At 69.0% G+C, this 14,558-nt stretch carries 15 protein-coding genes and 1 pseudogene; 13 read left to right on the forward strand and 3 right to left on the reverse strand.

All coding sequences use genetic code 11. The features are described 5' to 3' along the window. Nucleotides 1–78 precede the first annotated feature (78 nt). Together PKD89_RS00250 and PKD89_RS00255 are read right to left on the reverse strand one after the other, a co-directional pair. Nucleotides 79–618, reverse strand: coding sequence for a septum formation family protein (locus PKD89_RS00250; RefSeq protein WP_289011271.1), 540 nt, complete (start codon nucleotides 616–618; stop codon nucleotides 79–81). Nucleotides 619–646: 28 nt separating this feature from the next. Beyond that, a complete protein-coding gene (locus PKD89_RS00255; RefSeq protein ID WP_287377001.1) occupies nucleotides 647–1,627 on the reverse strand; it encodes a sortase in 981 nt (326 codons plus the stop codon). 162 nt (nucleotides 1,628–1,789) lie between these two features. Between PKD89_RS00255 and ccmA the strand changes: the two are divergent. The 9 genes and pseudogenes from ccmA to PKD89_RS00300 all read left to right on the forward strand — a co-directional run. Beyond that, nucleotides 1,790–2,476, forward strand: a pseudogene (gene ccmA, locus PKD89_RS00260) (heme ABC exporter ATP-binding protein CcmA); the annotation flags it as partial. Beyond that, on the forward strand, nucleotides 2,469–3,161 hold the full coding sequence (locus PKD89_RS00265) for a heme exporter protein CcmB (RefSeq protein WP_289011273.1): 693 nt from the start codon (nucleotides 2,469–2,471) through the stop codon (nucleotides 3,159–3,161). The pseudogene ccmA and the gene PKD89_RS00265, both read left to right, overlap by 8 nt. Then, nucleotides 3,158–3,988, forward strand: a complete 831-nt coding sequence (ccsA, locus tag PKD89_RS00270) for a cytochrome c biogenesis protein CcsA (protein WP_289011274.1) — start codon at nucleotides 3,158–3,160, stop codon at nucleotides 3,986–3,988. Before PKD89_RS00265 ends, ccsA begins: the two co-directional genes overlap by 4 nt. Next, the gene (locus tag PKD89_RS00275) at nucleotides 3,985–4,185 is read left to right on the forward strand and encodes a hypothetical protein (RefSeq protein ID WP_287376992.1); all 201 of its coding nucleotides are present in this window, start codon (nucleotides 3,985–3,987) and stop codon (nucleotides 4,183–4,185) included. Before ccsA ends, PKD89_RS00275 begins: the two co-directional genes overlap by 4 nt. Then, on the forward strand, nucleotides 4,178–4,663 hold the full coding sequence (locus PKD89_RS00280) for a cytochrome c maturation protein CcmE (RefSeq protein WP_287376989.1): 486 nt from the start codon (nucleotides 4,178–4,180) through the stop codon (nucleotides 4,661–4,663). Before PKD89_RS00275 ends, PKD89_RS00280 begins: the two co-directional genes overlap by 8 nt. Before the next feature lie 37 nt (nucleotides 4,664–4,700). After that, nucleotides 4,701–6,740, forward strand: coding sequence for a heme lyase CcmF/NrfE family subunit (locus PKD89_RS00285; protein WP_287389680.1), 2,040 nt, complete (start codon nucleotides 4,701–4,703; stop codon nucleotides 6,738–6,740). A gap of 74 nt (nucleotides 6,741–6,814) precedes the next feature. Continuing rightward, the gene (locus PKD89_RS00290; protein ID WP_289011275.1) at nucleotides 6,815–7,360 is read left to right on the forward strand and encodes a TlpA family protein disulfide reductase; all 546 of its coding nucleotides are present in this window, start codon (nucleotides 6,815–6,817) and stop codon (nucleotides 7,358–7,360) included. Next, complete coding sequence (locus PKD89_RS00295; protein WP_287376983.1) at nucleotides 7,353–7,850, forward strand: cytochrome c-type biogenesis protein; 498 nt, start codon at nucleotides 7,353–7,355, stop codon at nucleotides 7,848–7,850. Before PKD89_RS00290 ends, PKD89_RS00295 begins: the two co-directional genes overlap by 8 nt. Next, nucleotides 7,843–9,246: a tetratricopeptide repeat protein gene (locus tag PKD89_RS00300; protein ID WP_289011276.1), complete on the forward strand. Its 1,404-nt coding sequence runs from the start codon at nucleotides 7,843–7,845 to the stop codon at nucleotides 9,244–9,246. The genes PKD89_RS00295 and PKD89_RS00300 overlap by 8 nt, the downstream gene beginning before the upstream one ends. A 7-nt stretch (nucleotides 9,247–9,253) precedes the next feature. Here the strand turns inward: PKD89_RS00300 and PKD89_RS00305 are convergent, their stop codons facing one another. Further along, complete coding sequence (locus PKD89_RS00305; RefSeq protein ID WP_287376977.1) at nucleotides 9,254–9,739, reverse strand: phosphoglycerate mutase family protein; 486 nt, start codon at nucleotides 9,737–9,739, stop codon at nucleotides 9,254–9,256. A 58-nt stretch (nucleotides 9,740–9,797) separates the two neighbouring features. Here PKD89_RS00305 and PKD89_RS00310 point away from each other — a divergent pair, with 58 nt between their 5' ends. From PKD89_RS00310 to gatB, 4 genes are all read left to right on the forward strand, one after another. Beyond that, nucleotides 9,798–10,874, forward strand: coding sequence for a hypothetical protein (locus PKD89_RS00310; RefSeq protein ID WP_287376974.1), 1,077 nt, complete (start codon nucleotides 9,798–9,800; stop codon nucleotides 10,872–10,874). A gap of 246 nt (nucleotides 10,875–11,120) precedes the next feature. Beyond that, on the forward strand, nucleotides 11,121–11,438 hold the full coding sequence (gene gatC / locus PKD89_RS00315; protein WP_287376971.1) for an Asp-tRNA(Asn)/Glu-tRNA(Gln) amidotransferase subunit GatC: 318 nt from the start codon (nucleotides 11,121–11,123) through the stop codon (nucleotides 11,436–11,438). Beyond that, on the forward strand, nucleotides 11,435–12,901 hold the full coding sequence (gene gatA, locus PKD89_RS00320) for an Asp-tRNA(Asn)/Glu-tRNA(Gln) amidotransferase subunit GatA (protein ID WP_289011277.1): 1,467 nt from the start codon (nucleotides 11,435–11,437) through the stop codon (nucleotides 12,899–12,901). Before gatC ends, gatA begins: the two co-directional genes overlap by 4 nt. A gap of 47 nt (nucleotides 12,902–12,948) precedes the next feature. After that, nucleotides 12,949–14,391 carry an Asp-tRNA(Asn)/Glu-tRNA(Gln) amidotransferase subunit GatB gene (gatB, locus tag PKD89_RS00325; RefSeq protein WP_289011278.1) on the forward strand — a complete coding sequence of 481 codons (1,443 nt, stop codon included), beginning with the start codon at nucleotides 12,949–12,951 and terminating at the stop codon, nucleotides 14,389–14,391. Nucleotides 14,392–14,558 lie beyond the last annotated feature (167 nt).

The raw sequence follows: 14,558 nt of genomic DNA on the forward strand, positions 1-14,558 counted from the left end.
CCCTGGCTGACGCTGCGGGCCTTGCGTGAAGCGCAAGGGTCCGACCACCTGACGAACACCGCCCCGGGACAACGCCGCCTAGACGCCGGAGCCCTCCATCGATCCCGTCAGGTCCGCCTGGCTGCGGTGAAAGAGCACGCAGCTGAGCTTGCGGTCGTTGCCCTTCTCCCACGAGACCGACGTGGGAAACCAGGTCTCGATGTCGAGATCGGAGTCGCGCCACACCTGGCCGACGAAGCCCTCGAAGCGCTCGAAGCAACGCTCCTCGGCGAAGTTTCGCACTGCGTCGTCGCCCGGGTAGCCGTCGGACAGGCCCTCGTTGAAGCTGTCCGTGGCGTACACCTCGTACTGATGCGCCTGCTCGCAGGGTAGGAGCAGCACCATGATGTCGCGTTGGCTCGGATCGGGCGCCGGGTCATAGCAGTCGCCGAGCTCCAGGTTCTCCACCCCGCCCGGCACCGCTCCATCCGCCGGCTGGGACAGGTCGCGCTCGGTCGGCTTGGCCTCGGTCGTCGTCGTGGCCTCGGTCGTCGGCGGGATGGGCACGGCGTCGCCCCCACCGCCGCAGCCGGTGAGCAGCACAGCGCTCAACGCCACGAGGGCCGCCACGTTCCGCATTGGTCCTCCGGTCATCGCAGGCCCGGGGTCACAGGCTGGGAATCCAGTTGTTGATCCAGGTGAACGCAAACCACAGGCAGAAGGCGAACGGCGGCAGGGCCACCAGGTAGACGATCCAGCGTTTGGAACCGACGAACAGCCCGACGCCGAAGGCCACCAACCAGATGCCGAAGGTGGCGCCGGTCCAGGCGAGAACCTTGGGCAGGTGCTCGGGATGCCAACCGAGATCGTCCAGCTGGTCGGTCGCCCCCTCCGCCAACTCCACGCCGGCCTCACCGGCCACCTCGGTGCCCTTGGCCTGGTTGCCCTTGGTCGTCGCCGCCGGGTTGCCCACCAGCTCGGCCGCGACGATGATCCGTTCGGCGGCGGAGTACTTGGGGTGGCAGGCGGTGAGCGTCAGGCGGTTGTCGCCCTTGTCCTCGAGTACCGATACGTCCGAGGGGGGCACGATCCAGTGGGCCGGGCCCTTCTCGCCGGAGAAGTCGGCCGGCGGCGGCAGCACCCGGTAGGTGAACTCGCCCTGGCGAGTGAACACGCTGATCAGGTCACCCGGCACCAGCTCGTCGATGCGGTGGAACGGTGAGCCGTAGGTCACCCGGTGACCGGCGATCGACGCGTTGCCCTTCTGCCCCGGGAACGGCGTCCCCAGGTAGTGCCCCGGACCCTTCTTGAGGTCGTCCTTGTCGGTGCCCTCGACGAACACCTTGCGCATGTCGATGCCCGCCCTATTGAGGTTCGGCTTGAACTGGATGATGCCCAGGCTTTCCCCTTCTTCCGGCTTGGGGAGTTCTTTGGTGTCGGCCGGGTCGATTTTGCCCAGGCTGGCTGCGACCTCGCCGAGGTCTTGGTCGGCCGCTGCCGAGTCGGAGGTCAGCTGGCCGGCGAGCTCGTTCTGTGCGTTCGATTCCTCCAGCCCGGTACCCCACAGCTGGAACGCGACGAACAGAAAGGTGATCACGCCGAGCGAGATCATCGTTTTACCCAAGCCGGAGAGGAAGCGGGCCAACATCGTTTCAACTCTAGGTGGGCCACCGGAGCGGAAGGCACAGGCTCGGACGCCGTTCTCAGGCCCCGCTGAGGTCGGTGGGCGCTCGACGCCTACGATGGACTGTCCATGGCCCCCGTTGTCCAGCTCTCCTCGGCGGTCGCACTGCTGGGCAGGTTCCCGGCGCTGGCCGGTGTCGATCTGACGCTTGAGCAGGGTGAGGTCGTTCTGTTGCAGGGGCCCAACGGCGCCGGCAAGACCACGTTGCTGCGCGTGTGTGCCGGTTTGGTGCCGGTCGTCGAGGGCACCGCCGTCGTGCTCGGTTCCGACCTGGTGGCCGACCCCACGACCGTGCGTCGTCGGGTGGGATACCTCGGTCATGGGTCAGGTCTGTACCCGGACCTGACCATCGCTGAGAACCTGCGCTTTTGGTCGAAGGCGGCCGGCATCGATCTCGGCCCCGACGATTCCGCCCTCGACGTCGTCATCGATCGACTCGGGCTTGGCGGTCGGCTGACCGACCTGGCGGTGGCACGGCTCTCCGAGGGTCAGCGCAAGCGGACCGCCCTGGCCGCGCTGGTTTTGCGCCGTCCGGAGCTGTGGCTGCTGGACGAACCCCACGCCGGCCTCGACCGGGCTGGACGGGACCTGACCGACGAGTTGATCCGAGAGGCGGCGGCTGCTGGGGCCACCGTAATGATGTCAAGCCACGAACTCGATCGTGCCCGCACCGTCGCCGGCCGGATCGTCACCGTCGCCGGAGGGGTCGTCGTCGCCGACCCGAACCCTGCTGACCCGTTGCCTGCTGACCCGTTGCCTGCTGACCCGTTGCCCGATCGGGCTCGGCTCGACTCGGCGGTGACCGATGGCTGACGCGACCCGCCGTGTTTTTCGAGATGTAGCCCTCCTCGCCGGCAAGGACCTGCGCCTCGAGGCGAAGTCCCGGGTGGGGCTGGCCCAGGTGCTGCCCTTCGGCGTGCTCGTGCTCGTCGTCATGGCCTTTGCCCTCGATGCCGAGAGCCGCCTGCTCATCGAGGTGTCGCCAGGACTGTTCTGGGTGACCGTCACCTTTGCCGCCGTCCTGACCGTCGGCCGTTCGGCCGCACTCGAGATCGAACCCGGAGTGGACGACGCGCTGCGCCTGTCCGGCATCGCCCCGATGGCGATGTTCCTCGGCAAGTGGATCGCCGTCGCCGTGCAGCTGCTCGTGTTGGAAGCGGTCCTGGTGGCGGCGATGGCGGTGCTCTACCGAACGCCGTTGTCGGGGCCGGCGCTCGGTATCGCCACGATGGTGACCGCCACGGCAGGCATCGCTGCGGTCGGTACGCTGCTGGCGGCGCTCGCCTCGACAACCCGGGGACGGGAAAGCCTCATTCCCCTGTTGATGTTGCCGGTGCTCGCCCCGGTGCTGATCGGTGCAACCCGTGCCACGGACGTGGCGTTGGGTGGCTCCGACGGAACCGGCGGATGGCCCTGGGTGGCATTGCTCGGGGTGTTTGCACTCAGCTATGTGTCGCTTGGCGTGCTGGCCTACCGGCCGCTGATGGAGGATTCATGACAGCTACTCGAACCGGTCCGGCCGCCGATGTCCGCACCGACGCTCCGCAGGGCACCGGCTCGACCGCCACCCGCGTGCTCGGCGTCTTCGTCGTCGTCGGCGGTGTGCTGCTGGCGGTGCTCGGCCTGGCGGTCACCAAGCCTGACGTCGACCTGGGCGAGCGGATGCGACCGATCTACGTCCACGTTCCCACCGTCTCCGCGGCCTACCTGCTGTTCGTCGTCAACGCCATCGGCTCGGCGATGTGGCTGTGGCGCAAGTCCCGGTTCTGGGACCAGCTGGCAGCGGCCGCCGCTGAGGTAGGGCTCATCTTCCTGGGCCTCACGCTGCTCACCGGGTCGTTCTGGGGTCGCATCACCTGGGGCGTCTACTGGGACTGGGACGCCCGGCTCACCTCGACCTTGGTGATGTTCCTCGCCTACCTGGGATATGTCGCCCTCCGCGGGTCGATCCTCGACCCGACGACCCGGGCCACCCGAGCCGCCGTGCTCGGCATCGGCTCGGCGCTGTTGATCCCGCTCGTGCACAAGTCGGTCGACTGGTGGCGGTCCTACCACCAGGGCTCGACGCTCTTCGGTGAGCTCGACCCGTCGATGGGCGGCCTGCAGCTGTTCACGCTGTTTCTGGGCCTGAGCGTCGGCATGGCCCTGGCGGCCTGGCTTCTCATCCACCGGTTCCGCGTCGGATGGCTGACGCTCCAACTTGAAGAGGGCGGGTTGACCGAGGCGATCGACGCCCGTCGTGCCGAGGCTGCGTCGGCTGCCGATGGCGTCGAGCGCCCATCCCAGGGGGTCACCACTGCCCCAGCCGAGGAGGCAAAATCGTGAGCGCATTCCTGGCCCAACAGATCACCGGTGCCGACCCGTGGCCCCTGATCTGGGCATCGTTTGCGGTGACCTTCGGCACCTTCGGGGTGTACGCGGCGGTGCTCGTACGGCGAGGTCGCCGGCTGAGCCGCGAGGTGCCACCCGAGCGACGTCGTTTCCTCGTCCAGGGGGGCCATGATGGGACGTCCCATGGCTGACAACTCGCTCGACCTCACCCCCCGAACCGGCCCCGACGATGCCGTCCCGCCCCGCAGCCGGTCCAGTCGGCGCGCCTGGGGTTTCGTCGGCGTCGTCGTGCTCGTTGGCTTGGTTGTCGCCGTCGTGATGGGTCTGTCCGACGCCACGATGTTCTTCCGCAACGTCGACGAGGCGGTGGCCGAGCGAGCCGAGCTGGGTGATCAGCCGTTCCGCATGCAGGGGTCGGTGATACCCGAGAGCGTCACCAAGACCCCCAACGGCGTCTCGTTCGACCTGACCTACAACGGTGCCACCGCCAGCGTGGCCCACTCGGGCAGCGAACCGGCACTGTTCGAGAACACCGACATTCCCGTGGTCGCCGAAGGCCGCTGGAAGGGCGACGTGTTCCAGAGCGAGCGGCTGGTCATCAAGCATGACGAGAACTACGACGAGGAAAACCCCGACCGGATCGACGCAGCCCGCGACGCCGGGCGATGAGTAACGGATCCACCTCGCTGAGCTGCGGTTCCCGCTCGTGAGCAACGTCGCCCTCGGGCGTTTGGGCATCACGATCGGCATGGTTGCCGCGGCCATGGGTGCCATCGGCACCGCCTTCGGCATCATCAGGCACCGACCAGCCATGGTGCAGTCGTCGCGCACCTATGCCTGGGCGGTGCTCGCCGGAGCCATCACAGCGGTCATTGCCATGGAGCGGGCCCTGATCACGCGCGACTTCTCGGTGAAGTACGTCGCCGAACACGGCAGCTCCGCCACCCCGCCCCTGTTCAACGTGGCGACGATGTGGTCGGCGCTCGAGGGATCGATCCTGCTGTGGGTCATCATCCTGTCCGGGTACCTGGCGTCGGTGGCGTGGCGCTTCCGCAAGCGCATCGACGACGAGCTCGTCGGTTGGGCGATGGTCACGCTGTTCGCGATCGCCCTGTTCTTCTTTCTGCTGTTGCTGGGGCCGACCAACCCGTTCGTGTCGACGACGGTGCCGCCCGGGTTCGACGGCCCGGGCCCCAACCCGCTGCTGCAGAACCACATCCTCGTCGCCTTCCACCCGCCGCTGCTCTACCTGGGCTACGTCGGGTTCTCCGTGCCCTTTGCCTTTGCCATCGGGGCGCTGATCACCGGGCGGCTGGGCGAGGGCTGGCTGATCGAGACCCGTCGCTGGACGCTGCTTGCCTGGGGCGCCCTCACCGGCGGCATCATCCTGGGCGCCTGGTGGAGCTACGAGGTTCTCGGCTGGGGCGGATACTGGGGGTGGGACCCGGTCGAGATCGCGTCGTTCATGCCCTGGTTGACCGGGACCGCCTTCTTGCATTCCGTGCTGGTCCAGGAGCGTCGGGGCATGTTGCGGGTCTGGAACCTGGCGCTGCTGTGCTCGACGTTCGCGCTGACGATCTACGGCACCTTCCTCACCCGGTCCGGCGTGGTCAACTCGGTGCACGCCTTCTCCGAGGGCACGGTGGGCCCGATGCTGCTCGGCGCGTTCGGCATGGTCGTGGCGCTGTCGATCGGGCTGATCGCCTGGCGGGGCGATCTGTTGCGGGGCGAGGGCCGGATCGATCGGGCCATGTCCAAAGAGGGGGCGCTGCTGGCCAACAACATCCTCTTCGCCGCCTTCACGTTCGTCATGTTGCTCGGCACGACATTTCCCCTGGTCGTCGAGGCGCTCAACCGTGGCACCCTGTCGATCGGTGAGCCGTACTTTGAGCGGATGTCGGGCCCGATCGGGCTGGGCCTGCTCGCGTTGATGGCGGTGGCGCCCGTGTTGCCCTGGCGCAACGCCGCCCCGGAGCTGTTGTCCAGACGGTTGCTGTGGCCGGCCTGGAGCGGTGCCGCAGCGCTGGTGATCGCCCTGGTGCTGGGGGCGAGGGGCCTGATGCCGTTGGTGGCGATCGGGCTGGCCGGGTTTGCCGGGGGTACCGCCGTGCGGCACCTCATCCTCGCCGTGCGCCGCCACGGGGTCAGCGGGCTTTTCGGTCGGTCCTCGGGCGGCATGGTGGTGCACCTGGGGCTGGTCGTCGTCGCGCTGGCCTTCACCGTGAGTTCCGCCTACGCCAGCAATGGCCAGTTCACGATGTCCGAGGGGGACACGGTGGAGCTGGCGGGGCATACGCTCACCTACGAGGGCGTCGTCCAGCGCGACCTGCCCCAGGGGCTCGAGTACACGATGGCGGTTCGCATCGACGACCAGGTGTACGAGCCCAAGGTCACCCGCTTCGCCTCCAGCGGCCAGGTGATCGGCACGCCGTCGGTGAAGACCGGCCTGCGTCGCGACATCTACCTGGCCGTGTCGGCTCCGCCGACCGAGTCCGAGCCCCGCATCACGCTGCGGGTGATCATCCAGCCCGGTGTGTCGTTCCTGTGGATCGGTGGCATGGTGATGGTGATCGGTACGGCGATGGCCGCCGTTCCGGAGGCGGGCCGGGCCCGGCGTCGCGGCATCTCAACGGTCGATGATGGACCGGCAGGGCGCGCTCCCATCGAGGGGGGTCCGATCGACGATCCGGTGGACGCCGACGCCGAACCGATCGGCGTGGGCGCAGCCGAGCCTCCGGCCCCGTGAGCACGACCGCGCGGCCGGGTTCCCCGGACGCGACCGTAGGGGGGTCGGAGCCACCCCGGACCAACGTGCGCCGGGTGGCGCTGGGTGTCGCGGGAGTGATGGCGCTGCTGTTCGGCGTGTTGATCGTGGCGACCACGCGCAGCGACGACCCCAAGGAATCGGCCAGCTCGCCGCTGGTCGGGGCCGAAGCGCCGCCCCTCGTCGCCGACACGCTCGACGGCGACACGGTCGACCTGCGCGACTACCGGGGTAGCTGGGTACTGGTGAACTTTTTCGCCACCTGGTGCGTGCCCTGTCAGGTCGAGCATCCCGAGCTGGTGCGGTTCTCCGAGCAGCACGCCGCGCCCGGTGACGCCCATGTGATCTCGGTGGCCTTCCAGGACGAGCCTGCCGATCTCAAGGCCTTTTTCGCCGAGAACGGGGGCGACTGGCCGGTGGCGGTCGGCGACACCTCATCGATCGCCCTCGACTACGGGGTGGTCAAGTTGCCGGAGAGCTACGTGGTGGCGCCGAGCGGCGTGATCGTCGCCAAGGTCGCCGGCGGAGTGAAGGCCGACGACATCGATCGGTTGATCGCGGCGGCCAGCGGGGCGAGCGCTCAGGTCGGCAACGATGGCTGAGGTGCGCACGCCGGCGCGGAAGTGGCGGTCGATCGCCTGGGGCCTCCTCGGCCTCGTCGTCGTTGTGGCGCTGGTGATCGGCGCGTTCGGGCGCCGGCCGACGGAGGGCGAGGATCGCGTGCAGGCGCTCGCCGGCCAGATCAAGTGCGTCACCTGCGTGGGCGAATCGGTCGCCGGGTCGCAGAGTGACTTCGCCGTCAACGCCCGTGAGGACATCCGCACGCGGGTCGACGATGGCGACACCGACGAGGAGATCCTCGGCTACTTCTCGTCCCGCTATGACGACGTTTTGTTGAACCCGTCGGCATCCGGGGTGAACTCGCTGGTGTGGATTTTGCCGATCGTCGTCGTTGCGGTTGCGATCGCCGGCGCGGTGTTGACCGTCCGTCAGCGCCGTCAGACAAGCGCCAGCCGCCCGAGCGCCGAGGATCGTCGTCTGGTGGAGGCTGCGCTCCAGGACTTTCTTGCGGGGGGTGAGCCCCATGGATGAACCCTCCGACGCTGGGCCGACCGCTGCTGGGTCATCCGATGCTGGACCTACTGATGCTGGACCTACTGATGCTGGGGATCCCGGGACCGGCCCGTCCGGTACCGAGCGGCCCGAGCACTCCCGGGGCGACAGCGCTGCGCATCGCGCCGACGAAGCCGAGCGCGACGAGTTGCTCGCCACGCTGCTCCGCCTCGACGAGGACGCTGCCGCCGGCGACCTCGACGCCGAGGAGGCCGACGCTGTTCGCGACGACCTCACGCTGCGCCTGGCCGCCGTGCTGCGTCGCCTCGACGCGCCCGCCCGGCCGGCTCAACGGTCGCGTCGATCCGAGGCGTCCACCGGCACCGATGAGGATGGAACCCAACGCGCGGAGGTCCCCCTCTGGCGTCGGCGCGGCAACCTGGCGGTCGTCGCCACGCTGGTGATCGTGGCGGTCGTCGGCGGCGTTCTCGTCGCCCAGTCGGCCGGCACCCGAGCTCCGGGCGGGGCGATCTCGGGGGCCACCGGCTTCTCCGAACGCCTCGATGCATGTCGCACGCTGCGAGCCGACTCCGGCGCCGAGATCGACTGCTACGAGCAGCTGGTCGAGGAACGGCCCGACGACATCGAGGCCCTCACCTACAGCGGGTGGGCCCTGGCCCGGGCCGGCCGGACCGACGAGGCAACCGACCGGTTCGACCGGGTGGTGAAGGTCGACCCGAGCTATCCCGATGTGCGGGTGTTCCGGGCCTCGGTGGCGCTGCGCTCCGGCGACCCCGAGGCCGCCCAGGACGAACTCGATGCCTTCTGGGCCTCCGACCCGCCCCCGGGCATGGTGACCATCCTGCGGGACCAGAACCTGGAGTCGGCGGTGGCCGAGGCCAACCTTCCCGACAACGTTCGGCGCTGCTGGAAAACCGTGGATGATGCCGCCTCGGCAGCGGCGACGACAACGACCCCCGGCCAGGACCTGCCCGACCTTGAGAGCGCCTTGGGCCTCACCGACGGCTTGAAGTGCTTCGACGACCTGATCGAGGCCAACCCCGACGACGTCGTCGCTCTCACCACCCAGGGGTTGGTGTTCACTGCGCTCGGCCAGGGCGTCTTCTACGACCGGGCGGTGCAGCGCCTCAACGCCGCCCTGAAGATCGACCCCGAAGAGCCGACGGCGCTGTTGTTGTCGGCGGGCATCGCCAACGCCCAGGACCGGCCCGAGCTTGCCATCAAGTTGTTGGACCGCTTCGACGAGGTGGGGGAGCGGCCGAGCGGTCTGTTGCCGCCTGAGGTAACCGCCGACGCGATCCGTCAGGTGGCCGAGGGACGCCTTGACGCCGGTACCAGCCCGACCTCGACAACGCAGCCCGAAAGCGGCCCGTCACAGACCACCGCCGGCGGTTCGAACCCAGACGGGGGCTAGCCGTGGGCTAGCCGGGCAGCGCTGATTTGGGCGGTGGCGCTTCCCAGTCGCCCCGCACGATGCGACCGTCGTCGACGGTGAAGGTCCAGAGCGACCCTTTGGTGAACCCAGCTCGACCCGGCACGATCATGCCCCGCCCCTGGGCGCGGCGCACCAGGTCGGGAATGACGTCGCCGTGGCTGCACATCAGGACGTCTCCGTTGTGTTCGAGCCCTTGGGCGATCACCGCCCAGGAGGTGTCGATGTCGGTCCCTTCGGCCAGTCCATCGAACAGCTCGACATCCAGCCCGGCGGTCACAGCAAGAGGCTCGACCGTCTGGTTGCAGCGGGGTAGGGGGCTCGACCACACGGCGTCGATGGGCTGGTCGATCAGTCGGTCGGCCAGCCAGATCGCCTGACGGCGGCCCTTGTTGTCCAAATGCCGCTGCGTGTCCAACGGATCACCGTCGTCGCGCTTCCCGGCCCTGCCGTGACGGACGAGGTAGAGGGTCACCCGGGCAACGCTACTACCGGACGGACCGCCTCGGATGGGACACCGTTAGCCTCCGCTGGTGGCCGACCTGCGGACCGAGCTGACCGAGATCGTCACCGGCCTGGGCACGCTCGGTTTTCGCGACATGCATCATGGGGTCAACGCTGCGCCCCGGGCGCTGGTCGGGGTGGCCCCTGCCGTGCTCGGCCGGGTGGGTGATCACCTCGACGATCCCGTGCTAGGACCCCTCGCTCGGGCGGCGTTCACCAACGGAGCCGCCTTCCTCGCCGCCACCGAGGGCCTGCGGGGCCGGGTGCCTCATCGGGTCGAGTGGAAGGGACCCCACAAGCCGCCGGGCTTCGAGACCGTGCCGGCCGACCTGCGCATCGACCACGTCTACCTGGTGAGCTGCAAATACGGCTCGGACATCCTCCACAACGTCAGCCCTGCTCACCTGATCGACCGCCATTTGGCCCAGAAGCGCCACCCCACGACGGTCGACTGGTTCGCCGAGGTTGCCCCCGAGGCCTATGGCGACCTGTACCGTCGAACGGTGGCCTGGTCTGGCTTGGACCTTCCGACAGAGGTGTCCCAGCTCGATCGGGATCAGCGCCGATCGTTGCGGGCGGCCCTACCCAAGGGAACTTGGCCAGACGACCTGGCCGAGGGCTACCGATCGTTTGCCGGCGAGGTGGCGCAGGCGACGGCCGAGCGCTGGCGTGCGGGGCTCGCTACGCCTGGCCAACGCGAGGAGATGGTCTGGCGGCTGTTGCGGTTGCAATCGGCGCCCTATTTCGTGCTCGGCCAGAGTCGCTCGGGCGAGCCGCGTCGCTACCGGGTGGACACCCCATGGGACTTTCGTCGCCGCTACGCCCTCGAGTCCTTCGAGGTGTTCGCAGAACCTGCCGGTCAGGCGGTCGTTCGCTGGCGGGCGGAGGTGCGCGACCGTCGGGACCTACTCGAGGAGGACGGGTCGTTCGGCGGACCCCAGCAACCGCAGGCGCTGCCCTTCGAGCCGGCCGATGGTCGGCGCACCGTCGAGGGTCGGGTGGAGCTGCGCTGGAGTCACGGCAAATTCTCGGGCAGCCCAGAGGCCAAGGTGTACCTCGCCACCCCGCCCCACGACGTGCCCGGCTATACGCAGTTGCTGTCCTGAACCTGCGCCGACCAGCTAAGGCGTCCCGGAGCGCTCGCCGACCGACGATCTGCACCTCATCGCCGTGTTGAAAGACATCCGTAGGTCCTTGACCGATTGATGGGACGTACGACCGGCCGACCCGCCCATTCCCGGCCTGGGTCCGGCCCTCGGTACCATCGCAGGCTGATCGACGACCGCCCCGGACCGGCGGCCGACGACCTCTGCACGCCGAAGCTCGTGAAAATGCATGAAGGAGCCCACCCTGTGACCACCGATGACGGACCATCACCCATCACCACCGACGACGTCACCAAGGTGGCGGCCCTCGCCCGGTTGGAGCTGACCCCGGCAGAGCTGGACACCTTCACGGGCCAGCTGGCCGACATCCTCGACCATGCCGCCGACCTGTCGTCGATCGACCTCGATGGCGTCGAGCCGCTGGGCACGCCGGTGGCGATGGAGAACGTGCTTCGGGCCGATGTTCCCGGTGACACGCTGGACCGCGACGAGGTGCTGGCCGCAGCACCCGCGTCGGAGGACGGCAAGTTCAGGGTCACCTCCATCCTGGGGGAAGGCTCATGAGCGCCGGATCAGCACTCGAGACCGCTGCGGCCGTCAGGGCCGGCGAACGCTCCGCTCGCGAGGTGATCGACGAGTCGCTCGCCGCCATCGACGAGGCCAACGCCGACCTCAACGCCTTCCTGTGCGTCACCGCCGACGAAGCGCGGGCCGCCGCCGACGCAGTCGATGCCCAGGTGGCGGCCGGCGATGACCCCGGCCCCCTTGCCGGCGTGCCCATCGCGCTGAAGGACAACCTGGTCACCCGCGGCGTGCCCACCAGCTGCGCCAGCAGGATCCTGGCCGGCTGGGTGCCGCCCTATGACGCCACGGTCGTCCAGCGCCTCAGCGCGGCCGGTGCCATCAGCGTCGGCAAGACCAACCTCGACGAGTTCGCCATGGGCTCCTCGACCGAGAACTCGGCGTTCGGACCTACCCGCAACCCCCACGACCGGGAGCGGGTGCCCGGTGGTTCCTCGGGTGGTTCGGCCGCAGCGGTCGCCTCGGGCATGGTGCCCCTGGCGCTCGGATCGGACACCGGCGGTTCGACCCGCCAGCCCGCCTCGCTGTGCGGGGTGGTGGGCGTGAAGTCCACCTATGGCACCGTCTCTCGGGTCGGCCTGGTCGCCTACGGCTCATCACTCGACCAGATCGGTCCGTTCGCCGCCAACGTCGCCGACGCCGCGCTGTTGCTCGAGGTGATCGGCGGGCACGACCCGGGCGACTCGACATCGCTCAACCGGCCGGCACCCGACGTCAGCAAGCACTTGGACGACGGCGTCGACGGCCTTCGGGTGGGCGTCATCTCCGAGCTGATGGGTGAGGGCATCGCCCCCGAGGTGGTCGCCCGCATCCGGGCTGCCGCCCAGGCGTTGGAGGCCGCCGGCGCCATAGTGGAGGAAGTGTCGATCCCATCGATCTCCGCCTGTCTGTCGGCCTACTACATCGTCGCCCCCGCCGAGGCGTCGTCCAACCTGTCCCGCTATGACGGAGTGCGGTACGGCAATCGGGTGGAGGCGGCCAACGTGACCGACATGATGACCGCCACCCGCACGCAGGGCTTCGGCGATGAGGTGAAGCGCCGCATCATGTTGGGTACCTATGCCCTGTCGGCCGGCTACTACGACGCCTTCTACGCCACCGCCCAGAAGGTGCGCACCAAGGTGCGAGCCGACTTCGATGCGGTGTACACGAGCCACGACCTGTTGATGTGTCCCACGTCGCCGACGCCGGCTTGGCGACTCGGAGAAAAGACCGACGACCCGCTGACGATGTACCTCAGCGACATCTGCACGATCCCCACCAACCTGGCCGGGCACCCGGCGGCGTCGATTCCCTTCGGCACCGACGGCGCCGGGCTGCCCATCGGTGTGCAGCTGCTGGGGCCTGCCCTGGGCGAGACCACGATGTTCCGGGCGGCCGCCGTGCTCGAGCACAGCGCCCGTGGAGACGGAGCGAACGCCGAACGCCACGGAGACGGCTCATGAGCAGCGCAGGTACAGCAACGACCGCCGGATCAACGACGGGCACATCGATGACGATTCCGGCTCCGTCGAGCACCACGGTGGACCTGTCCAAGTGGGAGATCGTCATCGGCCTTGAGGTGCACGCCGAGCTGGCGACGGCCACCAAGTTGTTCTCCGCTGCACCCCAGCTCTTCGGCGCTGCGCCGAACACCAACATCGACCCGCTCACCTTGGGGTTGCCGGGCAGCCTGCCCGTGCTCAACGAACAGGCGGTCGAGCTGGCGATCCGGGTGGGCCTGGCCCTCAACTGCACGGTGCAGCGCTCGGTGTTCGCCCGGAAGAACTACTTCTATCCCGACCTGCCCAAGGACTACCAGATCAGCCAGTACGACCAGCCGATCGACATCGACGGCTGGTTGGAGCTGCCCTCCGGCAAGCACGTCGGCATCGAACGAGCCCACCTGGAGGAGGACACCGGGAAGTCGACCCACGCCGGCGATACCGGTCGGCTTCAGGGCGCCTCATCTTCGCTGGTCGACTACAACCGGGCCGGCGTGCCCCTGCTTGAGATCGTCAGCCGGCCCGACCTGCGCGACGCCGATCAGGCCCGGGCGTACGTGTCCGAGCTGCGGTCGATTCTGGTGGCGGTCGGCGCGTCCGACGGCAAGATGGAGGAGGGCTCGATGCGGGTGGACTGCAACGTGTCGGTTCGCCCCCAGGGATCCGACACCCTCGGCACCCGCTGCGAGATCAAAAACGTCAACTCGCTGCGCTCGTTGGGCCGGGCGGTCGACTACGAGGCCGCCCGTCAAGTGGACCTGATCGAGGGCGGTGGCACTGTGCGACAGGAGACCCGTCACTGGAACGAGAACGACGGCCGCACCCACACCCTGCGGGTCAAGGAGGAGGCGGACGACTACCGCTACTTCACCGATCCCGACCTGGTGCCGTGCGACCCGGGCGACGAGTGGATCGAGCGGGTGCGGGCCGAGCTGCCCGTCCTGCCCGCCGCCCGCCGGGCCCGCCTGGTCGGGGCGACGGGAGGTGGCGGCGAAGGGGTCGCCATCGTGGTCGAGCGTGGGTTGGACGGCCTGGTGTTGGCTGCGATCGAGGCCGGGGCCGATGCCGGGCGGGCGCTCACCCACGCCGAGCACAACCTGTCGGACGAGCGCTCCGCCGAGTTGGACCCGTCTGCGTTCGCCAAGCTGGTGGGCATGGAGATCGACGGCAAGCTGTCGGCCACCCAGGCCAAGACCGTGTTGGCCACGCTGGTCGCCGAGGGCGGCGATCCAGCCGAGGTTGCAGCGGCTGCCGGTTTCGAGGCGATGGACACCTCCGAGCTGGAAGGCATCGTCGACGGGCTGATCGAGGCCAACCCCGCCGAGTGGGCCCGCTTCTGCGGCGGCGACCAGAAGGTGACCGGTTTCTTCGTGGGTCAGGTGATGCGGGCGACCAAGGGCCAGGCCGACGGCAAGGTGGTCACCCAGCTCCTCAACGCCCGCAAGGGCTGACGCCATGTGGACGCGGCATCGTCGAGTTCGAGTGCCGGGGCAGCCCCGCCGGGGTCGTAGCGCCCTGCTGGTTTGGGCCATCTCGATCGGCGCTGTCGGCTGCTGGCCGGCGGATGTGGCTGCTCGACCACGCCCCCACCGGCGTTTGCCTTCCCGGTGAAGTCGTC

It is taken from the genome of Candidatus Neomicrothrix sp. (assembly GCF_035329545.1).
Classification (GTDB): domain Bacteria; phylum Actinomycetota; class Acidimicrobiia; order Acidimicrobiales; family Microtrichaceae; genus Microthrix; species Microthrix subdominans.